The organism is Colwellia sp. 6_MG-2023 (assembly GCF_030547765.1).
Classification (GTDB): domain Bacteria; phylum Pseudomonadota; class Gammaproteobacteria; order Enterobacterales; family Alteromonadaceae; genus Colwellia.
In genome coordinates, this window is record NZ_JAUOPP010000017.1 from 45,127 (window position 1) to 69,731 (window position 24,605).

The 24,605-nt window shown below is 35.1% G+C and carries 21 protein-coding genes and 1 pseudogene; 11 read left to right on the forward strand and 11 right to left on the reverse strand.

Annotation, left to right across the window (positions count from 1 at the left end; all coding sequences use genetic code 11):
* Positions 1-9 precede the first annotated feature (9 nt).
* The 9 genes from Q4503_RS11850 to Q4503_RS11890 form a co-directional block, all read right to left on the reverse strand.
* On the reverse strand, positions 10-591 hold the full coding sequence (locus Q4503_RS11850) for a VC2046/SO_2500 family protein (RefSeq protein ID WP_215972793.1): 582 nt from the start codon (positions 589-591) through the stop codon (positions 10-12).
* A gap of 128 nt (positions 592-719) precedes the next feature.
* Positions 720-2,744 (reverse strand): hypothetical protein, encoded by a 2,025-nt coding sequence (locus Q4503_RS11855; protein ID WP_303602396.1) that lies wholly within the window; start codon positions 2,742-2,744, stop codon positions 720-722.
* On the reverse strand, positions 2,741-5,104 hold the full coding sequence (locus Q4503_RS11860; RefSeq protein WP_303602397.1) for a hypothetical protein: 2,364 nt from the start codon (positions 5,102-5,104) through the stop codon (positions 2,741-2,743). Before Q4503_RS11860 ends, Q4503_RS11855 begins: the two co-directional genes overlap by 4 nt.
* Positions 5,097-6,566: a BatA domain-containing protein gene (locus Q4503_RS11865; protein ID WP_303602398.1), complete on the reverse strand. Its 1,470-nt coding sequence runs from the start codon at positions 6,564-6,566 to the stop codon at positions 5,097-5,099. The genes Q4503_RS11860 and Q4503_RS11865 overlap by 8 nt, the downstream gene beginning before the upstream one ends.
* The gene (locus Q4503_RS11870; RefSeq protein WP_303602399.1) at positions 6,563-7,471 is read right to left on the reverse strand and encodes a DUF58 domain-containing protein; all 909 of its coding nucleotides are present in this window, start codon (positions 7,469-7,471) and stop codon (positions 6,563-6,565) included. The genes Q4503_RS11865 and Q4503_RS11870 overlap by 4 nt, the downstream gene beginning before the upstream one ends.
* A gap of 20 nt (positions 7,472-7,491) precedes the next feature.
* On the reverse strand, positions 7,492-8,502 hold the full coding sequence (locus Q4503_RS11875; RefSeq protein WP_303602400.1) for a MoxR family ATPase: 1,011 nt from the start codon (positions 8,500-8,502) through the stop codon (positions 7,492-7,494).
* Positions 8,503-8,524: 22 nt separating this feature from the next.
* The gene (locus tag Q4503_RS11880) at positions 8,525-9,226 is read right to left on the reverse strand and encodes a DUF4159 domain-containing protein (RefSeq protein WP_303602401.1); all 702 of its coding nucleotides are present in this window, start codon (positions 9,224-9,226) and stop codon (positions 8,525-8,527) included.
* Positions 9,227-9,356: 130 nt separating this feature from the next.
* A complete protein-coding gene (locus Q4503_RS11885; RefSeq protein WP_215972786.1) occupies positions 9,357-10,733 on the reverse strand; it encodes a TldD/PmbA family protein in 1,377 nt (458 codons plus the stop codon).
* Between the two features lie 48 nt (positions 10,734-10,781).
* Complete coding sequence (locus Q4503_RS11890) at positions 10,782-12,410, reverse strand: TldD/PmbA family protein (protein WP_215972785.1); 1,629 nt, start codon at positions 12,408-12,410, stop codon at positions 10,782-10,784.
* Positions 12,411-12,722: 312 nt separating this feature from the next.
* Here Q4503_RS11890 and xthA point away from each other — a divergent pair, with 312 nt between their 5' ends.
* Complete coding sequence (gene xthA, locus Q4503_RS11895; RefSeq protein ID WP_215972784.1) at positions 12,723-13,532, forward strand: exodeoxyribonuclease III; 810 nt, start codon at positions 12,723-12,725, stop codon at positions 13,530-13,532.
* A 55-nt stretch (positions 13,533-13,587) separates the two neighbouring features.
* Positions 13,588-14,397, forward strand: coding sequence for a 23S rRNA (guanine(745)-N(1))-methyltransferase (rlmA, locus tag Q4503_RS11900; RefSeq protein ID WP_215972783.1), 810 nt, complete (start codon positions 13,588-13,590; stop codon positions 14,395-14,397).
* A gap of 64 nt (positions 14,398-14,461) precedes the next feature.
* Here rlmA and yfbV read toward each other — a convergent pair whose 3' ends face one another.
* Positions 14,462-14,932 carry a terminus macrodomain insulation protein YfbV gene (gene yfbV, locus Q4503_RS11905; RefSeq protein WP_303602402.1) on the reverse strand — a complete coding sequence of 157 codons (471 nt, stop codon included), beginning with the start codon at positions 14,930-14,932 and terminating at the stop codon, positions 14,462-14,464.
* A 329-nt stretch (positions 14,933-15,261) separates the two neighbouring features.
* Between yfbV and Q4503_RS11910 the strand changes: the two genes are divergently transcribed.
* The 5 genes from Q4503_RS11910 to Q4503_RS11930 all read left to right on the forward strand — a co-directional run bounded on the left by Q4503_RS11910 (position 15,262) and on the right by Q4503_RS11930 (position 18,367).
* Entirely contained in the window at positions 15,262-15,642 is a 381-nt protein-coding gene (locus Q4503_RS11910) for an ACT domain-containing protein (RefSeq protein WP_215972781.1), read from the forward strand.
* Positions 15,643-15,697: 55 nt separating this feature from the next.
* Entirely contained in the window at positions 15,698-16,069 is a 372-nt protein-coding gene (locus tag Q4503_RS11915; RefSeq protein WP_303602403.1) for a Spx/MgsR family RNA polymerase-binding regulatory protein, read from the forward strand.
* Between the two features lie 66 nt (positions 16,070-16,135).
* Positions 16,136-17,317, forward strand: coding sequence for a succinyl-diaminopimelate desuccinylase (dapE, locus tag Q4503_RS11920; RefSeq protein ID WP_215972779.1), 1,182 nt, complete (start codon positions 16,136-16,138; stop codon positions 17,315-17,317).
* On the forward strand, positions 17,314-18,069 hold the full coding sequence (locus tag Q4503_RS11925; RefSeq protein ID WP_252727451.1) for a M15 family metallopeptidase: 756 nt from the start codon (positions 17,314-17,316) through the stop codon (positions 18,067-18,069). The genes dapE and Q4503_RS11925 overlap by 4 nt, the downstream gene beginning before the upstream one ends.
* 103 nt (positions 18,070-18,172) lie before the next feature.
* Entirely contained in the window at positions 18,173-18,367 is a 195-nt protein-coding gene (locus Q4503_RS11930; protein WP_215972778.1) for a hypothetical protein, read from the forward strand.
* 87 nt (positions 18,368-18,454) lie between these two features.
* On the opposite strand, the gene bamC is transcribed toward Q4503_RS11930, so the two are convergent.
* Positions 18,455-19,576, reverse strand: a complete 1,122-nt coding sequence (gene bamC / locus Q4503_RS11935) for an outer membrane protein assembly factor BamC (RefSeq protein ID WP_215972777.1) — start codon at positions 19,574-19,576, stop codon at positions 18,455-18,457.
* Positions 19,577-19,827: 251 nt separating this feature from the next.
* Between bamC and Q4503_RS11940 the strand changes: the two genes are divergently transcribed.
* The 4 genes and pseudogenes from Q4503_RS11940 to Q4503_RS11955 all read left to right on the forward strand — a co-directional run bounded on the left by Q4503_RS11940 (position 19,828) and on the right by Q4503_RS11955 (position 24,594).
* A complete protein-coding gene (locus tag Q4503_RS11940; protein WP_215972776.1) occupies positions 19,828-20,355 on the forward strand; it encodes a glycine cleavage system protein R in 528 nt (175 codons plus the stop codon).
* 34 nt (positions 20,356-20,389) lie between these two features.
* Positions 20,390-20,725: pseudogene (gene bcp / locus Q4503_RS11945) on the forward strand (thioredoxin-dependent thiol peroxidase); the annotation flags it as partial.
* Positions 20,726-20,816: 91 nt separating this feature from the next.
* The gene (locus Q4503_RS11950) at positions 20,817-22,214 is read left to right on the forward strand and encodes a site-specific integrase (protein WP_303602404.1); all 1,398 of its coding nucleotides are present in this window, start codon (positions 20,817-20,819) and stop codon (positions 22,212-22,214) included.
* 1 nt (position 22,215) lies between these two features.
* Positions 22,216-24,594: a hypothetical protein gene (locus tag Q4503_RS11955; RefSeq protein WP_303602405.1), complete on the forward strand. Its 2,379-nt coding sequence runs from the start codon at positions 22,216-22,218 to the stop codon at positions 24,592-24,594.
* Positions 24,595-24,605: the final 11 nt, after the last annotated feature.

Genomic DNA, 24,605 nt, shown 5'->3' on the forward strand with positions numbered 1-24,605 from the left:
TATGAGATCTTAAGCTGCTACATTAACTAAGCTTGATTCAACAACTGAATTTTGAACCGCTTTCAACCAACCATCAACATCCATATTTAACGGCTTGTTCATCACTTGCCCTTCTTGTTTATTGGCATGTTTTTCTTGGCAGATCACATTCGTGTTAGTTAAGATATTACTTTCAATATGTTTTTTATCATCACGAAACGCAAGTGGATTTGGTGATATAGCATTAGATAAATGCAAGGAAGCTAAATCATTATCAATAATCAATTGGCTTTGGTTATAGCGATTAATTTGTTGCATGTTTTTTAATGCTAACGGTGCTTCATCTGGCAGATCAAAATGTTTTCTTAACGTTTTATTGTTAACTTCTTTGATATCTGTTGACGTACCATCGATTGGTGCAGACTTTGGTAAGATAAATTGGCTTTGCTCTCTAACATCATCACAAAGCATCGCTAACATTAAAGAAAAGTCGGAACGTCTTGACTGATGCACACATTCGTTTAACTGCTCACCTAATTGCAATTCATGCAATAAAGGCTTTGAAGCTACCGAATTAGTGTTAACTGTGTCATCTACAACGTTTACAGCCAAAGGATTATCTCTTCTTTACAAAACTATAATTAAAAATTTAAATTTAAAAAAGTTGTTGATTAAATAATGTTATGTAAAGAAGTTATCGACCCAAAAATGTAAAGCTTTAGTATTAATTTAATAAAAATTTAAAATATTTTTCTTTCGTACCACAATAAAGATGAACTGATAAACAATAACCACCAAAACGCTAATTTATCAATAGGTAAGTAGCTGACTTTGTCTGCTATTTTTGATGAGTTTTTATGTGCTAAATGACTCGCTTCATGCTTCAATAATTGTTGCCAAGTTAGCCAATTTCGTTGTGAATAAACAAAAACTGATTGACTATTTGAGCGTATATTATTTTGTAATGATGTACTCATATTGACTTGATTTAAATCCGTCTTTTCATTCTTAAGAGTAAAGTTATGCCAACCTAAATAATCACTTAAATAGACGCCACAATAAGCAGAATCGAGAACAACTGACGGTAATAAATTAATATTTTCAACTTGTAAGTCACTGATATCATCTCCATTTAGTTGCGCGCACATTGGTTGTGTATTACCTTGAAAATAAATCTGTTCAATAGGTGATTTTTGCCATCCTGACTCTTGCGCTGAACGCGCAGTCTTCTCAATAATATACTGCCAATAACGACTATAATGACTTTTATTATCAGAGGTTAGCCATTGGTAACTGCTATTAATTAATGAGAAAGTCGCCGTGCCTAAACCGTAATTATGTGCAATCGCCAACGTTTGACTGTCATTGCCCTCAACAAGCACCTCACCGTTAACTTTAGGTAAAGTTGCATTGGTATAGGATAAAGTATGCTCTTCTTGGCTATGTAACCAACGCGGTATAGTGGTTAACCCTTGATTCACTTTTGTACTTAATGGCCATGATTCTTGTGAAAAAACACGCGTTAATAATGAATGACTTAACGCTTCATTAGAAGATAACAGTAATTCATCATCGACAATAATAATTAAACCTAGGCCATTTTTTACAGCCATTTCAACTTGTGTACTTTCTTCCTGCGTTAAGGATAAAACTGCACGACCATCCATATAAAGTAAGTCAGTATCTTTCAATAAAATGCTTGTAAACGCTTTGTCAATTATGTTTACAGTACTTTTATCTCCCTTATTTGGCTTAGATATAACTTCTACATCAGTCGTCGCATTAACAACTTGCTGAATATGTTTATTTTTACTCACTTGTGTAAAAACTAATACTTCCTCACCCTGCTCTGCTAACCAATTTTTTAAATGTTTACTTTCAAAAGAAGCTGCCGACTGCTTAATAACAACTTTTATTTTTTCAGCTGAAGTAACACTAAATGATACCGGCTCTGACATTAGCAACGTTTGATCATCATCGAAAACTTTCAACTGATACGTAAATAAACCTTGGCTTTTTAACGAAGCCGATAAATTAAAACGTTCATTATGTTTAATTAAAAATTCATCAACAACTTCATCATAAGCATTTGATAAACTTATTTTAAAAATTCGTTCTTCATCTTGCTTTTGTGCTCTGAATGTTCCAGAAATATAAAAAGGTTGGCCTAGTACTAATTGTTTAGGCCAGTTAAGTTTTAGTGGGCCAGTTCGAATACTTGAAGGATAAAAATTAACATTAAATTGCTGTTTACTTAAGTTTTCATGCGCTGTTGAATTAATCAAGCTATTCAATATTTGCCACTCTGGTGTCGCCAAGCCATCGCCATAAACACTTAACTGAGTAACTAAAGGTTGGTATACCAATATTTCACCTACATTCTCAATGAGCAAGGGTTTAGTTAGCGCAGATAAATCTAATGAAGCTTGCCAATTACGTGGCGAAGATAAAAGAAAAAACTGTGTATTATTATCCTTAGGTATTGATTCAATTTGTTGCTGACTTGTGCCATAAGTTAATAACACAGCTGAGATTTCAGTTTGCGTTTTTATTTTTATATCACTGATCAAGCCAATAATTGCACAAAATGAGAGCATATTAAGTAAAACAATCACAAAAAAGCGGCGTGAATAAGTTAAGCGTTGATAAGCTGCAACAATGGTAATGCCTAAGATAATAAAACTCAGCATAATAAGCCCATATTCAATAGCGATAAGATGGCTTGGAAGAGCTAACTGTAAGTTTTCCGTTATATTAAAAATCATGGTTGTACCGACAAAAATTCAGCGTACTGCTGAGTTAAAGCATCTGTAGTAAGGTAAGGCTTTCTCAATACTTGGGGTTTTGCATTAGGCTCAGGTAGTAATTGCCAAATTTTTTCTGCTAAGTCAGGTAAACACAATTGACAATTATCAAGTGTAAAACTATTAGCGAGTAATATTCGCTCTATAATAGCGACATATTTTATCAATACAGGGCGTTTATCAAGTAACGCTTTAAGTTGCTTTTTTACATTGCTAACAAGTTGTCGCTCTGTATTTGAGAGCAACATTTCTTTTGACGTTGGCACCTTATTGTTCACACGACTTAGCAATCTATTTAATAAACGATAAAATTTATTTAACTGATTTTTTTCATTATCAGTTAAATCTATGGTTTGATGGTGTCGATAGCTTAAAATATCATCCAAGTCACCTTGATATCGCCGCTGTTCAGTCACCGGTGGTGGTTCAAACCCAAGGCGTTTAACATAAATACGCTCTGCTTTTTTTGCCATATTTAAATACTTTAATGCTTCTTCTTCATAAGGAAGCGCTTTTTCAGGTACTGATAACATTAAGTGCGACTCTGCTTGCCACATATTAGTGATAGAACGTTTCATTAAAGCTTTAGGGTCTTGGCGTGCCATAATACCAATATCTGCTTCTTCATGATTGTGCCCAAATTGACTAATAACCTCACTACTACCTGATTTATCTGTACCAAAGCCTTTCATTGCAAAATCATCACTGGCATGGTGTCCTGCTTCTTCATGGTGATGCTCAGGAGCATGATGATGTTCTTCTGATTCATCATGATTATCTTGATTCGTGACAGTCTCTACTCGACTCGAAACTTGCTCACTAGCTTCATGACTCATGGCATGGCTACCGCCGCCATCTTCTACTTCATCACCCAAGTACTGGCCATACTTTTCTTTCAACTCACGCTGAGCAATACCTAATAACTCTGATTTTTCAACAAATTGTTCCGTAGTTAACTCTGTTTTATCATTTATAAGCTCAATGGTTTCAATAATAATTTGTCGCTGACTTTTAAAATATTCCGGCATAAAATTAAGCAATGCACCGTCAAACATCACAGCCTGATCTTCATCTTCAAGCCAACGTATTATTTTTGTTATTGACCGTGTTATTTGCGGAGTTGGTTGGCGGTTATCCCATGCTTTGACAGTAAAATAAAGTTCATCACCTGGCTCCATACCCAATTTTTCTAACTGCCAATTAATATAATAATGATCAACCCCGTCAATTACGTCAGTGGAATCAAAATTAAAAGTTTGATCTCTAAACTTAACCGACTCACCAGAGCCTTTAGCGATAGAAGCTAATATTTCAACCTTAGCGACATTATAATCATCGGTTATTTTAACCTGTGTCAACACGTCAGTATGATCTTGTGTCGCAATTTCAGTAATCGTTTTTTTCGGGCTAATAATAGTGATTTTAGCTTTTTGATCTTTAACTATTGTTAAAGTATAAACCTCAGGTAATAAGGTCTCAACGCCGTTAACGAGAATGCCCAAACGATAAACACTGGTATAATCAGCGGCTTTTTCTAGGCTATAAAAATCTTGGCTTTCTTTGGTAAAATATAATTTTTGATTATCTGAAAATTCAATGAAAACATTATCGACAGTGGTAGTAAAAGCTAATTGCCAACGCAGAATTGAGCCCTCAACAGCTGATACATTTAAATCATTTTGCTGGCGGCTTTGTAACTTGGTATAACCTGGTGGTGTTATAAGGACTTCATGTTGTGTCAATAAAAGTGTTTGGCTAGTCTCTGCCATTTTATCTTTACTAACAGTTACCTTAATAGCGTCATTCTCGCTTACAGTCAGTAATGGTAACCATAGATGACTAAAATACATTAATAGTAAAATTATCATCGCACAAACAAATGACACAATACTATTTTGATAAGATATTTTAGGGTAAATTGCACCCTGGTTATCGCTTAATAAAAGTTCAATATTGCTAATTGTTTTTTGTTTTTGTAATGTCTGTAATATTGAAAGTGAATCGTCATCTCGAGTAACGAGTTGTGCACTTTCTTGTAGTTCAGGGTATAGCCGGTTTAAATGCTGTAATAAATTACTTAACGTTAGTTGTTGATAACTTGAAGATTTAATTCTTATCCAAATAGTTAAAATAAGAGTTAATGTGCTTATTATAATGAGTAAAATAATAGGTATGTTTATGTAAAACCCCATAGTTAACAATACTATTAGCCATGGCAAAAAATTAACCACAGTATAGCAATGCCATCTAACTTTTAGTTGTTTCACTACAGCATTAAGTTGAACGTTAATCGAATTTTCTGCGTTATTATTATCAGACATTATCCTTACCTCTCAATGTCTGAGCAACAAGCATGTCACTAGAATGACTGACATTATCTGAGTTAAACGCCTTAGTTAGCGTACTTTCCTCCTGCGCTTTTCGAAATCTTTCACTTAACAAGCGCTCAAGCGACCAGAAAAGCACTAACAGTATAATCAATAATTGAGTCATTGATTCGTTTTTAAATGATTCCGTATACTTACTTGCATAGTGTTCTTTATTAGTTTGTTCTTTATAATCATCTTTATCACCTAAGGACGATGCAATAGCAGAGCTTTCATGGACAAGTTGACTCGTTATTTGTTCATCGCTTAACTGTTGCTGCATTCGGTGATCTTTTATTGCTTCATCTAGCAATAGTGACATCAATTCTGATGGAAACGTTATTTTTGTCACAAGTTCATCCCAGTTCACCAAATGAGTCACAGTAGGATCTTTTGCATGCGTTATATCAGCAATTAAGCTTGTTCCTTTTCGAACTTCTTGATTAATAAACAAAGGAATTGGCGCAGAGCTTAAATATAAAATCGAATCATACTTGCCTGTAATATTATTATGGAGCTGATCACTTTTGGATGGTTCATATTCAAGAGAGTTACCTTTAGGTAAATCATCTTTAGCTTGCTCATCTTGAAATAGTTCATCGTTAAGTTCATCAGAAAGGTGGAAACTAAAGGCTAAGTTCTCAAGCTTAGTCGTTTGAATAATAGAAAGAACAGCCTTTAACGCCGGTAAATATTCACTATTACTTTTATCACTAATGACGACTACTGATAGTGTTTTATTGATTAATGACGCCATTGAGTTAGTGATTTCATCTTCAGATAAGTGCTTAATATTCCATGTAATATTATCCGGAAAATAGATTTTACCGTTAATAAATTGTGATAAACGATTAGTAGTATAAACCTTGATATTTACGTTATTAGGTAAAGTTTTGGCATAGTTATTAACAAGTAACCAAGTATTTTGTTGCTTACTTTCTTTTAAATAATTACTTTTATTAGTATTGGTGACCGTATTTTTCCAAGTAACAATTTTATCACTGGTTAATCGTTCAACCCTTGCTGATAAAAGATAAGTAGGCACATTTTCAGCTTTTAATGCTAAGGTCTTTAATTCCGCTTCAGTGGCATTATTTAGCCAATCATTAGTAATTAAGATATTACCTTCAGTAGCGCCATCAGTATTACTTCTCTCATCGTAATAAAGCTGAGCTAACAATAGCACCGAAAAAAACAGCATAAGTAAACGACAACATAATAATAAGCGCTCAACTAAACGTATTTCATTCATTTTTACCGGTTTACTTAATTGAATTAACCGAATATTACCAAAAGGGACTAATTTCCCCTTACTTTTACTGAATAAATGAATAATTAACGGTACAAGTAAACTCAAAAGCGCAAGTAGCATCCAAGGCGATTGTACAAACCAGTAGGCTATTGAAGGAAATGTCATTTTATAACAGCCTTATTTCTCATCGTTAGAATATCAAATAAGGTTTGATCAAACGGCTCATCTATATTAGCAATAAAGTGTTTCACTTTGTTTTTGGTTAATCTATTCAGCAAGTCCGTTTGATATTTTTGCTTTTCAACATAGTACTTTTCTTTAACTTGATTTGCCGAAACTAACACTTGCTCCTTAGTTTCTAAATCTTCAAATCGAATCGCACCTTTATAAGGAAATAGCTCCTCATCATCACAGCTTAATTGAATAGTAACGACGTCAGTTCTGGTATTACTGAGTTGCCCTACCAGCTCAACAATTTCATCACTTTGCTGATGAAAGTCACTAATAACAAAAATAATGCCGTTTCTTTGTACACGACCTAATTGATTCATAACATGTTCAAGCGTAGGAAAAGTGTTTTGTGCTTTTAAGCGCGTTAATCCTAGAAGAATTTTTTGCCAATGACGTTCGCCAGATAACGCAGGAAGAAACGTTTGATTATCGTTATCTAAGGATAAAAAGCCAACATTATCACCTTGCTTTTGGGCAAGATAAGCAGCCGTTGCTACTAAGCAACGCGCATAATCAAGTTTATGCCATGAATTTTCATTTGAGCTGAACTGAGATTTTTGTAACATTGAAGCACTGGTATCTAAGACAAACCAAGCATTAATGTCACTTTCCCGCTCAGCCTCTCTGACAAAATACTTATCAGAACGAGCAAACAGCTTCCAATCAACTCGAGACAGATCATCACCAGGCTCATAAACACGGTATTGGCTAAACTCTATGCCAACGCCTCGTTGAGTACCAGTATGTAGGCCATGTAAAAAACCTTGTGCTAAGGTTTTAGCAACTAAAGGTAAGTCTTTAATTCGAGATAATGTTTTGGGGTCAACAAATTCATGCATTGTAATAACTTAAACCCAACCTATGCTAACGGACTAGTAGGTTTTGGAACGCTTAATAATAAATCACTAATTACATCATCTGTTGATACATTGTCAGCTTCAGCTTGAAAATTAAGTAAAATTCGATGCCGTAAAACAGCAGGGGCAACAAAAATAAGATCGGCTAAAGTCATCGCATAACGTCCTGACAATAATGCCTTAGCTTTAGCGCATAGTACTAATGCTTGCCCTGCTCTAGGTCCTGCTCCCCAACGTACAAACGAGTTAACTTTATCACACTTAACAAGGTCATTATCGCTTGAATCGGGCCTTGTTGTTCTAACAAGTGCACTCACATAATCAAGCAAAGTATCAGATACTTCAACTGAGCGTACAAGTTGTTGCAATACGAGTAACTCTTCACCTTTTAATACGCGTGTTAAGGTAGATTCTGCGTTACCTGTGGTTCTTTTTAATATTTCTACTTCTTCGGCTTGAGTTGGGTAGCCCACACGAATAAACATTAAAAAACGATCTAATTGTGCCTCTGGTAAAGGATAAGTGCCTGCTTGCTCAACTGGATTCTGGGTTGCTAAAACAAAAAATGGTTTAGGTAAGGCATGGCTTTCCCCACCATAACTGACACTCTTTTCCTGCATTGCTTCAAGGAGTGCGGCTTGCGTCTTCGGTGGTGTACGATTGATTTCATCCGCTAACAAAATATTGGTAAAAACAGGTCCTTTTTGAAATTTAAAAAAACGCTCACCACTGCTATGGTCTGTTTCTAATATTTCGGTACCAATAATATCACTCGGCATTAAATCAGGTGTGAATTGCACGCGATTAAAGTTTAGTTCTAATGTTTGCGCTAATGAACTCACCATTAACGTTTTTGCTAAGCCTGGTACACCCTCAAGTAAGCAGTGCCCTCCTGCTAAAATGCTGATTAGCAACTCTTCCATCACATTCTTTTGGCCAACAATTACTTTTCCAACTTCATCGATGACTTGAGAAAGTTTATCTAATGTCGCGGTAATCTCTTGTTCGTTCATTCTTTCATCCATTGTTGTACGGTTAAGCTGTCATTGCATACATAACAATATTGACGGCAAAGCGTGTATTATCAACTTTTAACCAACGCTTATTTCTAAAGTCATAATCCCATTCGCATCCTAAATCTTTATTGCTATAAAGCACACCAATTCGGCCATCTACTTCAATCGCTTTTAGATAATCATGCACTAGATCGTCTCCCCAGCCATTCAGCTCAATAGATGTTCGAGGCGGCCTATCAAACTTAAAAAAAGAAGAGTAAATAGCATGGTCATTTGGTATTTTGTTTAATGAGTTCTCGCCAAAAATTTCCCTCATTTGTTGTTCAAAGCTACGTGCAAACATGCCATCAATATCATGATTACAATCGTCAACAAAAACGAAGCCGCCATTTTCTACATAACGTTTAAAATTTTGTTTTTCTTCATGATTAAATTGTACTAACCGATGGCCCGCTAAATAACAAAATGGTGCGGTTAACATAATGGGATCAGATAACGGGACAATGCGTTCTTTTATATCAACTCGTAAACTTGTGTATTCAATCAGCGAATTTAGAACATTGGCAGGCATTCGCTCATCAACCTCCCAATCTCCCGATTCATAACTTAAACGGGTGAAGTAAAAATCAAAATAAGGCGCTGATAATACTGAAGGTATCTTTCCTAAGGCTGTAATACCTGTAAGTGCAGAAAGTGATTTTAGAAAATAGCGTCTATTCATAATAAAAAAATTAGCGTAATTAGAAGATGATAGTAAAGAATATAAACTCTTCTTACTAGAATTGAATTAACTTCAAACAATAAACCAAGGTTTGAAGTTAATTCAGCATATTTACGATAATGAAATAGATTTATACCGCGTCAGATAAACTACTAAAGGTAAAATCACGAATTTTCATAGGTGGTACCATAGAGCCATTTATTCTCACTGACTTACCTAATGCTTCGATATTATTTAACATTACGATAGGACTTTCATTAAATCTGAAATTTTTAATTGGATACTTAATTTTGCCGTTTTCAATATAAAAAGTACCATCGCGCGTTAAACCAGTATAAAGCAAGGTTTGTGGGTCTAAAGCGCGGATATACCATAAACGAGTAACCAATACCCCTCGACGTGTATTTTTGATCATCTCTTCAAGACTTTCATCACCACCGGCCATAATAAACTGTGCTGCACCACCAAAAATACCTGAACCCGCATAAGCTGTAGGTTTATATTCAACACCCGTTTTTTTAGCCCAATAAGCAGAATTTGGCATATTGATAATTTTGCCATCTTTTACCCAGTCAGTTTTACTCACACTATAACCGTCACCAGAGAAAGGTGGTGTTGGTACTTCAGGGTGCATTGGGTCTGAATAAATATGAACTCGCTCATCGAAAAGCTTCTCACCTAATTTATTCGTTGCACCAACCAAGTTACCTTCACTATCTTTAGTTTGTTTTTTACTTAAAAAACTACGGCCTTCATCTGCTGGTCTCTGTCCCATACTGCCAAACATGTTACTTAGTAGCTGCACACTCGCGGCAGGCTCTAAAATTACCGTATATTTACCTGGCTCCATTTCTTTAGCATCAACCGAACCTAATGCTTTTTTAATAGCCGCATCTGAAGTTTTTTTAGTATCAAGTAAACTCACATCACTGTAATCGCTCGTTGCCCAACCCGATCCTTTACCATCTTCAGTTCTAATGGTTACCGTGAAATCGACATTAGTTGATTTGTCATAAGCGAACAAACCTTTGTTATTCATGATTGCAGTAAAGCTAGTACCTTCTTGTAAAAAACCTGAAGAGACTAATTTATTCGCTTTTGAGGGTTTAATACTGTTTTCAGCTGCTTGTGCTCTATCTTCAGGAGTAACATTAGCTGTTGAATCAAAAAAACCTGTTGGTTTACTATATTTTTGCGGACCAAAAACAGGCATTCTTTCTGGGTTTTCTGGTGCTAATTTAGCTAACTCTTCCGAGCGTTGTACTACTTTTTGAATTGAAGCATCATCAAACTCATTAATAGTCGCGACACCGGTACGAAGTCCAAAAGTAGACTGAACTGAAAGTGTTAAATCACTTTGCTCACCCGCGGTAGAGACAGTGTTACGTGCATAACGAATATTGCCACCAACTTGGCCATCTAAATTACACTCACATTCATCTGCCTTTGAAAACTTTAAAACTTTAGTAAGCAATGTTTTTGCATGTTGCTCTGATAAAATAGTCATTACATATTCCTTCTTTAAATTATTTTGCTTTGTGTATCGAATTAACGACTACACATTACGTGCGGTATTAATCACGTTTATATTGTTAAAACGTGTCGTTGGACAACCGTGAGATACTGCACTCACTTGCGAAGGTTGACCTTTACCATCAAAGAAAGAACCGCCTATTCTGTAATCCGATTTTCCTGCCATTTGCGTACAACTGTTCCAAAACTCCTGCGTATTCGATTGATAAGCAACATCTTCAATTTGTTCAGTAATTTTACCATTTTTAATTTCATAAAATAATTGACCGCCAAACTGGAAGTTATAACGTTGTTGATCAATTGAGAACGAACCACGACCTGCGATATAAATACCATTTTCAACATCTTTAATAACATCTTCTGCTGAAATATCTTCTTTGTTTGGTTTTAATGATACATTAGGCATACGTTGAAATTGCACGTCACGCCAGCTTTGTGCATAACAACAACCGTGTGATTCTTTTTGATCAATCATATGTACTTGATCGCGAGTAGCTTGGTAATTGACTAACGTACCATCTTTAACTAGATCCCATTCTTTGGTTTTAACGCCTTCATCATCAAAGCCGACATTCCCTAATGAATAAGGTTGTGTTTTATCTGCTACTAAATTAACTATTTTAGAGCCATAATTAAACTTGCCACTTTTCCATTTGTCTAAAGTAGCAAAACTTGTTCCAGCAAAGTTAGCTTCATAACCTAATACTCGGTCTAACTCTAATGGATGGCCTACTGATTCATGGATAGTTAACATTAAATGCGCAGGGTCTAACACTAAATCATATTTTCCTGGTTCAACTGATTTAGCTTTCAGCTTAACTTTGAGCTGTTTACCTGCTTCAGCAGCATCTTCGAGTATATCGTAAGAATTTTTATAACCAACATTAGCACCAGAAATACGAATTTTATCTTCTTCTTTGCCGTCTAAGTACTCAAACCCCATACCAACAGGATTACCTAAACCTGTACGTTGCTTAAAGCCTGATTCGCCAATAGCAGTAGCAAAAAATGGTGCCCATAAACGATGTACATCTTGATCAATATAAGAGCCATCAGTAGAAGCAAAATATTTTTGTTCATTAACCAGAAATAGCACTGACGTAATATAATTAGCACCATTCGTCATGGCTGCATCATTTACTGACAGCAATAAATCAACTTTATCTTTAATAGGTACTTCAAATGCATTCTTTGTGATTGGTGTATTCCAAGTAACATCACCAACCCCTTTAACTGGTGCTAATTGTACTGGCACGGTTTGAAATTTTGAATTAGCAACAGCAACAGCAACCGCTTGTTCAGCGGCTTTAGCTACGCTATCTGGTGTCATATTAGAGGTAGAAGCAAACCCCCATGTACCATTTGCAATAACACGAACACCAATACCAGCAGACTCAGTATTAACTATGTTATCAACACGCTTTTCTTGTGTGGTAATAAATTGATTTAAATACCGTCCAATACGTACATCGGCATAAGTTGCGCCTTTCGCTTTAGCAGCATTGAGCGCTATATCGGCAAGTTTTTTCTTAAACACGACATCCATTGGTTTGTCTAATAATTGTTCTGCTGAAACAGCCATGCCCGACATAGGCAGTACAAGCCCGCCGACACCGACACCAGTGAGTTTAATAAAGTCACGTCTTTGCATTGGTATTCCCTTCTATTAGTTATTTTTTTTATTCATTGTAATTATTTTTAATGTAATTCAAGTTATTAACTTCATTCATAAGGTATATCAAAAAAGGTTCTAAAAATATTTTTTAATATAACTTATACCTTCAGTTTATAACAATAATACAAAAAAGCTCAATAGCTTAAAAAAACTAAATCGGTAACAATCTATTACAAAAGTTAAAAAATAAACATCTTTGAGTAAAAATAGTAAGATCAGGTAATAATTAGGGTTTTTAAAAAAAGTTTCTGTTAGCATATTCAACAAATTTTTTACTGAGTCTGTTTTATGAAAATTATCTCTTTTAACATTAATGGCCTTCGCGCTCGTCTTCATCAATTACAAGCCATTATTGATAAACACCAACCCGATATTATTGGCCTACAAGAAATCAAGGTTCACGATGAGATATTCCCACTTGAAGCGGTTGAAGCCATGGGATATCACGTATATTTTCATGGACAAAAAGCCCATTATGGTGTGGCAATGCTATGTAAAAAACCTGCAATAAAAGTTCAAAAAGGATTTCCTACTGATGATGAAGAAGCGCAACGCCGAATGATCATGGTAGAAACCACTAATGATATAGGCGAAAAGATCACCGTTTTAAATGGTTATTTCCCACAAGGTGAGAATATTAACCATGAAACTAAATTTCCTTATAAACGTAAATTTTATCAAGATCTAATGACTTACTTAAATGAACATCACACCAAAGATGAGAAAATTGTTGTGATGGGTGATATCAATATCTCTCCACTCGATTTAGATATTGGCATTGGTGAGATAAATCGTAAGCGTTGGTTAAAGTCAGGAAAATGTTCATTTCAATTAGAAGAACGTGAATGGTTAGCCAAATTAATGGCTTGGGGCTTTATTGATACTTTCCGTCAACTTCATCCTGAACAGACTGAAAAATATTCTTGGTTTGATTATCGTTCACGGGGTTTTGATGACAATCGTGGTTTACGAATTGATGTTGTACTAGCAACACAAAGCTTAAGTGAACAATGTATTGAATCAGATATTGATTATGAATTACGCGGTATAGAAAAGCCATCTGATCATGCACCAATTTGGTCTACTTTTAACCACTAAATATTTCTATAAAATATTAGCATTAACTATTATACGTTAATGCTAAAGGTAAACTATGTCTCAATTAGAAAAATACCTCTGCCCTCTTTGCCAGCAACCATTATCTCTTATCGGTAAAACTTATTGTTGTGATAATAAACATAGTTTTGATCAGGCTAAACAAGGTTATGTAAATTTGCTTCCTGTGCAATTTAAACACTCAAAAGAGCCAGGTGATAATAAAGCAATGGTTGTTGCCAGAAGAGCTTTTCTTGATAAAGGTTTCTATCAACCATTAGTTGATAAAATGCTTGAGCTTTATCAGCAATATGGCAATACAAGTGCGCCTTTACTTGATGCGGGTTGTGGAGAAGGTTTTTATACTCATCAACATAAAAATGGTACAAATAATGTGTACGGTGTTGATATTGCCAAAGAAACAATAAAAATTGCCGCTAAACGTTATAAGACCTGCCACTTTAGTGTAGGGACATTATCTAAATTAAGTTTTAGTGATAATTACTTTGCTTGGCTTGTATCTGTGTATGCGCCAATTTTAGAAACGGAATTTACACGTATTCTTAGTGAAAACGGCTACCTTTTAACAGTGACCCCGGCTGAAAAACACCTATTTGAATTAAAAGAACTTATTTATGAACAAGCTAACCAGCATGACACGAGTAAGAGTCCTATTGAAAATTTAACGCTCATTGAAGAGCAGAAATTAACATACCCAATGCACTTTAGCAGCAGTGAAGATGTCTTAAACTTATTAGCGATGACACCCTTTGCCTTTAAAGCCTCAAAAGAATTAATGGCACAAATTAAAGCAATGGATCAATTTACTTGCCAGGCAGACTTTATTTTACGTTTATACAAAAAGTAAAAATAATACTTATTCTTTCATTAAAATATAAGTATTAGTGATAAAACGCTTATATGACCTAAAATTATGTATTTCGAGAGGCGTAAGTAATATGCAACAATTGGGCTAAATCAATATATCTTGGGTTTGACGTGGCTAAATCATTAAGGTGTTTATTACTTCCTTGAGTTAATGCTTTTTCTAATCCGCTCCGATACCAAGATGCTAAAGGCGGAGGTAAAATTTTATCCGCTTTAACGCCTAACATCACTAAAGCTTGCACAGGAATAGATAATAAAAAGATTCCATACACTAAAGCTTGGGGTAATGCGTTAATCGCATTATTGATATTACCATTGCCACTAAAAAAGCCAGACGCAAAATAAAGCTGCATAATAACAGTAAATAACGACAATGCAGGGAAATAGCGACAAACAAACCGTGCACTTTGTACCGCACGATAATCAGAAAAATACCGAGCTAATTCGGCTTTTTCAGGCCAAAGCTTACAATATTTTTGACCTAATTTAATGAGGTCTATTACAGATATATTCATATTTAAACTATAGCACTAATGTACAGCCTGGAAAAGTGACTCGAAAATAAACTTAGCATGACAAACTAAAAAAATTATTTTATAGCTTGCATTTTCAACGTTAATAACATCCACAAATGAAGCGCAATCGAGAAAACTAACGATGTGTTAAAAAACAAACACAGCATTAAATCCATTACAATCAATACCTTAAACTTTACCCACATAATTACACACAAAGATGTCCACAGGTTTTGTGGATGTTATCACTACTGCAATATTTTGTCCTTTGCTAGAGTTCATACTAAAAAATAGTTATAATAACGCCTTTAATAAAATATGGATTTACAATGGCTTTAACCTTAAAACGCTTAAATGAATCTTTTACTATTCATCGCTTATCTAAAGAGCGTGACATACCCGATCAAGTTTTTACCGCACCTATTTATTTTATTGCGAAAACGTTTAATGAAGTCTCTATCGTTTTACCTGAAAACATTAAAATTAATAGCGATGCAATTGAAACTAATTGGCAAGCATTAGAAGTTGTTGGCCCATTAGATTTCTCGTTAACAGGAATTTTATCACGCATTGCCACTTTGCTGGCTAATGAAAGCATTAGCATTTTCGCTATTTCTACATTTGATACCGACTACATATTAGTAAAAAAAGAGGCTATTTCGGCAGCAATCGAAACACTTAAATTAAACGATTACAACGTGATTGAATAATTAATTTTTCAGCTACAATTCAATTTTACATTAGGATAATCAACTAGTAACTATTATGACTAAAAAATTAACACTATACGGAATCAATAACTGCGATACAGTTAAAAAGGCTTTAAAATGGCTTACAACAAATAATATCGCGCATCAATTTTACGATTTTAAAAAGCAGCCACTGACAGAGGCTCTATTAACTAAATTTGTTGAACTTAATGATTGGAGTACTCTACTGAATAAACGTAGTACGACTTATCGCAACTTAAGTGATGATATTAAAAATAATCTCACTGATGAAGTCGCTTTTGAACAAGTTATTGCTCAACCTACTTTGTTGAAGCGACCTTTGTTGTTAATAGAGTCATCTGATGAGTCAAGTCAACAGTTACACTTAGGCTTTAAAGCTGAACTCTACCAAAGTATTTGCCAATAAATATCAAATTACCTGTGCAAATTACCTATGATAGCTATGTAAATTATTTATATTTCAAGGATCCTTATGTCTGACCAAACTAGTGATGTGATCAAGCTAGCAATCGATTTAATTTCGCGCCCATCAGTAACCCCTGAAGATGCGGGTTGTCAGCAATTAATGAAAGATAGACTTGCAAAGCTTGGTTTTATTAACGAAACAATGGTGTTTGAAGATACGACTAACTTATGGTCTAGACGTGATGGTAAAACGTTAAATGAAAGTGACCCTATATTCTGTTTTGCAGGTCATACTGATGTTGTTCCCGCTGGAAATTTAGAACTATGGCATACACCACCCTTTGAGCCAACCATTATTGATGGAGTTCTCTATGGACGAGGTGCTGCAGATATGAAAGGCAGTCTTGCTGCAATGCTTGTGGCAACAGAGCGATTTGTTACTGATTACCCTCACTATCATGGCGCTATCACCTACTTAATAACGAGCGATGAAGAAGGCCCTTTTATTAATGGTACCACTCGTGTTATTGATGCATTAGAAGCACGAAATGAAAAAATAACTTATTGTATTGTTGGTGAACCATCAAGTACCGATTTTGTTGGTGATGTGATAAAGAATGGTCGTCGAGGCTCTATTTCGGCAGATGTAGATATTAAAGGAAAACAAGGACATGTTGCCTACCCTGAACATGTTATCAATCCAATTCATATAGCAATGCCTGCTTTAACAGAGCTCAGTCAATATCATTGGGATAATGGAAATGATTACTTCCCTGCCACAAGTTTTCAAATATCAAACATTAATTCAGGTACCGGTGCGACTAATGTTGTCCCTGGGCATTTAACTGCGTTGTTTAATTTACGTTATAGTACAGAGTTAACAGATCAAATTATTGTTCAACAAGTTGAATCAATTCTCAATAAACATCAATTAGACTACGATATAAAATGGACATTTAACGGCAAGCCTTTTATTACCGAACTGGGTAATGAAAAAGGTGATTTTCTAACATCAGTAACACAAGCTGTCAGCTCTGTTACCGGTATAGCACCAAAACTTTCAACATCAGGAGGGACTTCTGATGGCCGTTTTATTGCACCAACAGGTGCAAAAGTAATAGAGTTAGGGCCATGTAATGCAACTATTCATCAAGTCAATGAATCGGTTACATGTGAGGATTTAGAAAAACTTTGTGATATTTATTATACTTGTTTACAGCAAGTATTACTGCAAGATAAAACTGAATGACTGCTATGAGCCCTGGAGTAACTAATAAAAAAATAAGTGGTCAATTTTCAGCGCAAGCACTTGGCTTAACTGATCAACATATCGATTTTTTTGAAAATGCTACGTCACTTAATACAGATAAACCGGCTAATGCAAAAGTATTAGGCATACATAAACTGATGCAAAACGATTACCAAGCATTAGTAGACCATGCAGCTAAAGCAGGTATTGAAATACAACTTGCAAGTGGCTTTCGCTCATTTGAACGACAATTGTTAATTTGGAATAATAAATTTACCGGTAAAACGGCCATTAAAGATATTGATGGTAAAGTAATAAATATTAATAAACTTTCTGAATTTGAGATAATGAATGCTATCTTACTATTTTCTGCTCTTCCAGGTGGAAGTAGGCATCATTGGGGCTGTGATATTGATATTTATGCACCCAATTTATTAGGTGATGATAAATTACAATTAGAGCCATGGGAGTATGCTGCTTCAGGTCCTTTCGCTAAGCTGTCATCTTGGTTAGTAGAGCATGCTGAACAATATGGTTTTTATTTTCCATATGATCGTTTCCGAGGTGGTATAGCAGAAGAACCGTGGCATTTGTCTTACGCTCCACTTGCTAAACAATATCAAGCGATATTGAGTATAGAGTTACTACAAAACTTATTATTAGAAACCGATATCGCAGGCAAAGATACTATAATTGAACATTTACCGGTAATTTTTAAACGTTACATCAATAACGTTAATACAATTTATTGATTGAATAACATTATTTTGTTGGAGACATTGCTAAAATAAACTCAGTAAAGCTTATGATGATCTTATCAATAGCATCTTGCATAACAAATACATAGGATAATACATGGAAAATTGGTTAGCGATTTTAATTATAGGTGTCACGATTGCCTTACTTATTGGTAATTTCAGTACCTTCTATAAAAGCACCAATCATAAAATGCGTAAAAAAGCGTTAAATGATCGAGAAGAAACATTACCAAGAACAAATAAGTCTGAGCATAAAATGCCGACGATTAAGCAAGATCAGTTTAAAAAGTAATATTACGTAAACTAAAAATAATTAAAAATTAAATTTAAAAAAAAAGCGCTGAACCATCAGCGCTTTTTAATATGCAATAGTCTATTTTTAGTAAATATTTTTAAAAGATAACCCTTTTTCCATCACAGGAAATATCAGTTCTAATACTGATAAAGGTAAAGGCTCACCATTAGCATCATAAATAGTCACTGATGTTCTTAGGCTATCGTCTTCAATAGGTGCAAGTACAAATTGATACTTAGCATCATTTAGTTCAATAACAGGTCGATCGTCTCCCCAAATACTAGCCCAAAGACTCATAGTTGGTTTGACAAAATCTACATAATAAATTTTATCATTTTCATTTAAATCGGTAATTGTGAAACCATGATTTTCGAAAAATATAGGCATATTATCCCATAAATTATCTAAACTCATTTCAACAGCATAGGCATTTTCGGCTGCTCTATTTTCACTAATCGTGACCAGTTTTTGGTTCGCACGTACTAAGCGACTTTCTCGCTGTTGTAAGCGATAATTATAATCAACTTGTCCGATCACTTCATTTAACATCGCCATTTCAACACGTTGTTTATCAATAGGATCAATAGTTTTAGTACCACCACGCATATCAGTTTTCATATAATCAATTAAAGAAACTTTTAAAGATAAACTACGGCCATGTGGTTTAAGGTAAAACTCATAACGAAAGCGCATGCTGATAGATTGTTCTATTTCTTTAAACAACCAACCTGTTTCAACTTCTTGATGATACCATTGCGATTCAATGATTTCAGTCGTGCCCCCTACTTCATCATTCTTTTTAGGATCAACATTAACGGTATTATAATTAACACCATCTGAAGTTAACTGTCCAATAAGAGCATCTTTAACAAAGGTAAGTAAGCTTCTATCTTCAAGTACTTTATCAAACCAAATGATAGGATCCGCTGATTCAGGGATCGTTCGTGAAGAATCAGCTAGCGGCAATACCAAAGATGGCGCTCTGATATCCATCTCTTCACCAACAGGGCCTCGAGTATTTACAATACTCGTAATAGCAAATTGCTGTTTTCTTGTTGGTTTATCCAAATTTTCAGGGACAACAAATTCTTTAGACTCTTGTTTTTTTGCATAATCAAAATCTCCCTGCGCCCGCTTACTATCAACACTACTACATGCAGATAATGTTAAGCTGATAACAGAAAAATAAAACAATTGGCGATTCATTAAAACTCCTGAGAAATCCCACTTGGGTATATAATAGTATTCATTTGATGGTTTAAAGCGTAATTGGTTCAATTGTAACATTAAAAAATATTGAGTTTAAAACACATCGATTTATTAGCGCACCATGGTACTTGCCTGTTTTTGCAAACACAAGCCTATTATTATGATTCGTGACGGTTATTTTCCCTATATGGGTACGCTATATTAATTAGATACGTTATAATCTCCCTTTTCACCGACTAGGCAAATAAATGTCTCAATATTTAGTGTTAACCGCTATGGGTTCTGATAGAACAGGCTGTGTTAGCGAATTAACTAAATTAGCAAGTGAATGCGGCTGTAATATTTTAGATAGCAGGATGGCTATATTCGGGCAAGAGTTTACGTTTATAATGCTTTTGCATGGCGATAACCGTGCTATAAATAAGATTGAAACTCGGCTTCCCATGGTCGCTCATGCGCTAGATTTAATCACAATGATGAAACGCACTTCTGGTCACAAAACTTATGACCTTGTTGAACATTATCAAGCGGATTACACCGGTACTGATCAACCCGGTCTACTCAAGGCAATGACTGCGTTTTTTGCCACAAGAAAAATCGATATTTCCTCATTGAAATCTGAAATAGACCCCAAAACTAGCATTATAAGTGCGAGTATTTCCATTGCATTAACGCAAAAAATAAGCATTAATGATATTGAGAATGATTTTTTACGACTTTGCGAGCAATTTGGCGTACAAGGGTGTATAAAAGAAACAACTCACGGGCTTGTATAGTTATTTAAACAAAATTATTTAAGAAAGGATAAATATGAACACCTTAACTATTGGTGATACTGCGCCATTATTTACGTTAAAAGATGAAAATGAAAACAAGGTTGCATTAGCAGACTATATTGGTAAGAAGCAGGTATTGGTTTACTTTTACCCTAAAGCGATGACCCCTGGTTGTACAGTTCAAGCGCAAGCCCTACGTGACAATAAAAGTGAATTAAGTAATCTAAACACTGTTGTTTTTGGTATTTCTCCAGACGAACCTAAACGTTTAGCTAAATTTTGCGAGCGTGACCAACTTAACTTCACCTTACTTTCTGATGTTGATCATAAAGTAGCTGATGAATTTGGTGTTTGGGGGTTAAAGAAATTTACCCCTGAATATTTTTCATGATAGATAACCTTGATTTAAATTTATGATAAACTATCTTTGATATGTGGAAAACATATTAAGGAAACTTGTTGTGATAAAAAGTCAAACAGAAACCTATAATGACATTTATGAAGACTTCCAACTACTTTCAATAAAAGTTGACACCTTAGCAAACATTAAAATTTCAGAGTGCGTTGATAACGATACTGGTGAAATTACTCTTAAGCCACACCTATCCCCATCTAACCGTCAGAAATACCGTAGGAAAACAGATATTATCATTGCACCTGATGGCAGTGTTGTTTACCCACAATCCCTTTACCTTGTTTCTAAATTAAGAGGCGAAGCCGCTGTTAAAGATACCAAGAGTATTGCTAAAGCATTACTGATGTTTACTCGCTATTTAGACTCTACACACTACTCTCAATTTGATGAAAATAATAATGAGATACCGCCTGAGTACTTAACTTATAAAACTCTGAGCAAGTACGAAGAAGAAGGTGCACCTTGGCGCTTTGCTGAATACCTTCTTGCGAACTGTCGTCATGCAAACTCCAATGGAGATGAAAGTTTAGCTCTTAGTACTGCTAGAACTTACATGGGGGCTGTCATAGGGTTTTATAAATGGATGCAAAAATACGGCTATATAAAAAATGATGAAACACATTTAATGACTCACTTTACCGAAGTTGAAAGGTTTATTGGTGTTGATCAGCACGATATGCTTGCTCATACCAAATCAGGTATGAAGCGAGAATATGAAATATCAAACATAATGAAAATGTTCCCAAAGGCAGAGTCCACCCCTCCACATAAAAAATTGAAACCGATGACCTTTGATCATCGAGAGTTATTTGAAAAATATGTTGAACAGTTACCTAAACCTTTCCCTCTGATGTTTAAGTTAATAGTTAGTTCGGGGCTTCGAATTGAAGAGGTAACTCATTTTCCTGCACATGATATTGGCAAAAGTGATTACAGCGGACTTGATGTTGTCCCCACTCCCATAATAGTTACTAAAGGTGGCAAGCCTCGTACTGTCGAAATTCCAGTTGAACTCTATGAAGAGCTAGAGCAATACAAGGAAAGTAAACAACGTGAAATAAACCTAATCAAGAGAAATAAATTGATTGAATCTGGTGAAGAGCGTGATTCTACTAACTATCTTTTTATATCAAATAAAGGAAAGCAATATACAGAAAACACACTAGAAAAACACTTCTCCGCATTACGCACATTGATTCAAGAAGTAGATGCTAGTTGGTATTACCGAGTCCATGATGGGCGTTCAACTTTTGCGACTCATTGGCTTTGGAAAGAGCACCAAAGCAGAGGTGTTGATTACAACTTTCTGATGGATGAATTAGCAGAACTTATGGGGCATTCCAATACAGGCATAACACAGAAATACGTGATATTCATGGATAAACGAGACCATCAATTAAGCATAGCAAAGAGCAAGAACAACAAAATTAACGGAGGTTGGTAATATGGCAAAAAGTCCGCTAACTAAAGGCTCTAAAAAAGCCAAGCCCGTTAGAAATAACAAAAATGTTGTTCCACTCAATTTAACAATCTTTTATAAGGAGTCGATAGATAATAAAATCAGAGAGCTCGATGTCTCACACTTACTGTATCTTGGTGCAGATAAAAATAACGACAAACTTGAAAACCGTACTCCTTACCTAAGAAGCTTTTGTAAAAAAGCTAAAGAATATGTTAATAATGGCAATTCATCAAAAACAGTGAGTAATGTTTATAACGCTTTCGATTCCTATATCAGATTTTGCGATTCAGTTAATGTTAACCCTTTCTCAGAAGTCGGCTATTTAAAGTATGCAGGGAACGATGGTGAGCTAAGGCATCGTGTAAAAGTATATGTCCCATCTAAAAAACTATGGGAAAGACAAAATGGTGATGAACTTGGTATCAAAGAATCAAGTGCCTCGATCATACTTACAGCACTACGCGAAGCTCTATCATGGTGTGGTTTACCTGCTAAGCATTGGATAGTTCTACACAAAGGGTTCTCAGCCATAAAAAATCCAACTAAAGGTTATTCAGATGATGAAGAACAGCTCCTAGTTTCACGCTTAAGTGCGTTGTTTTTCGCTTTAGCACCACAATTAATAGCAGCAAAGGAAGATCACTTAGCGTTACCCAAGGAATTAGCTGTGACTATTGATTTATGTGGGCATCAGGAAGTCATTTTCATTCCAACTAATCTAGAAGCTATTCTAGGTAAAAATAGCAAGAAAGACTGCTTCGTCAAAGCAAGTGCAGCCTTCAACATGGCTATGGGTGCAGCGTATCATCTAATGTGTTTCTTCACTTCACTTAACGATACAAATGTAAGAGCTATCGCTCACCCAATCACAATCCATACCGATGAACGTGATAAAAACCTACAAACAGTAAAAGTGTCTAGTTTTAAAACGAGGTCAAATAAGCACGTTGATGCCATTCTTACAAACTTAACTGATAAGTCACTAGTTAAGTTTGATGTTGATAAAAGGGATGGCGTGACATTTATTAAGACATTAGAAAAATTATCGAGGCTTTATGGAAGTGACAAAGAAGGTGCAGAGTTATTTTTCACATTAAACAACAAAGGTGGAACATATGACAATTTTAATTTAGCCACAATTAATAAGTACCTAAGTTTACATTTGAATCTTGTGTCACCATACCGAGAAAAATGCCTACCTTGGTTCAAAGAGTTATTTTATACCTACCGTAACCATCAATATATAAAACTTAAAACAGTCAAAAATGAGTTTGGAAGATCCGAAGTTAGTAAAGTGATTAACCCAATAAACGTTAAAGCTAAGGCGACTCAAGGAGCAATAAGTGCAAGTTACTGTATTTTATCTTGTTACACAGGTTTATCACTAAAAGGAATCTTACTTCCTCTCTATTATTCAGAAAAAAAACATGACGGTTATGTCACCATCTCATTCAAATATAAAAATGGAACTAATGGCAGCTTTACTATTCCTGCTGTAGATAAAAAACTAATCCAAGATATTGAGAAATTAGCAAATGAACAAGCAGATAAACAACAAAGCAAAAAGAGCGTTAGGTTATTACTTAAGAGAGGTCCCACCAAAGAAGCCCCTCAAGATTGGAATGGTATTTCTCCTATATCATCAAATCTAATGGTAACTTGGTCAATTGAGCCAAACGACTATTTTATTTCACTTCAATCTTCTCGATGGAGAGAAATGACTAGTTCACAGGAGTACGATGATAGCAATATAGGGCGAGTTCAAAGCGCTCTTCAAAATACACTTAACACTATCAACAAACATTACGCGAACGGTGACCCTCGACTCAATCAAAATATACTCTCGCAAAGTGTACAAGTCCTTGAAAGAATGGCAAAAGGCAGCACTCTCGAAAAAGCCAAAAAATATGTTGCTACCATGCACGCTATCCCGATGCTTACACATGATAGATGGCTAAAAAACAAAAAAAACAATAAAGCTAAAACAAACCCAAACGGCATAACATGTAACGGAAAACAAAATATTGAAGGTGGTAACAACTCTCAACGCAAAACGAATAAGGCAATGGGAGTAAAGCTACTATGTGCTGAATATGATATGTGTTACAAGTGCAAGTCAGCCAAAGCGGTTGACGACGTTCAAGCAATCTACAAGCTCATTTCTTTTATTGATGCTTTGAAAGAAGTTTTAGACAGATTTCCTGATGTAAAAGAAAACGTTTTTGAAAAAATTGACGCTTATGAGTACACCCTAGATGGAGCAAGCATTAGTGTTTATGAAGAAGCTATGGCTTTATTCAACAAACATGGACGTCACGCCAGAGTCTCAATCAACCACGCCATTTTGTCTATGTATCGCTAATTAGGAGATTA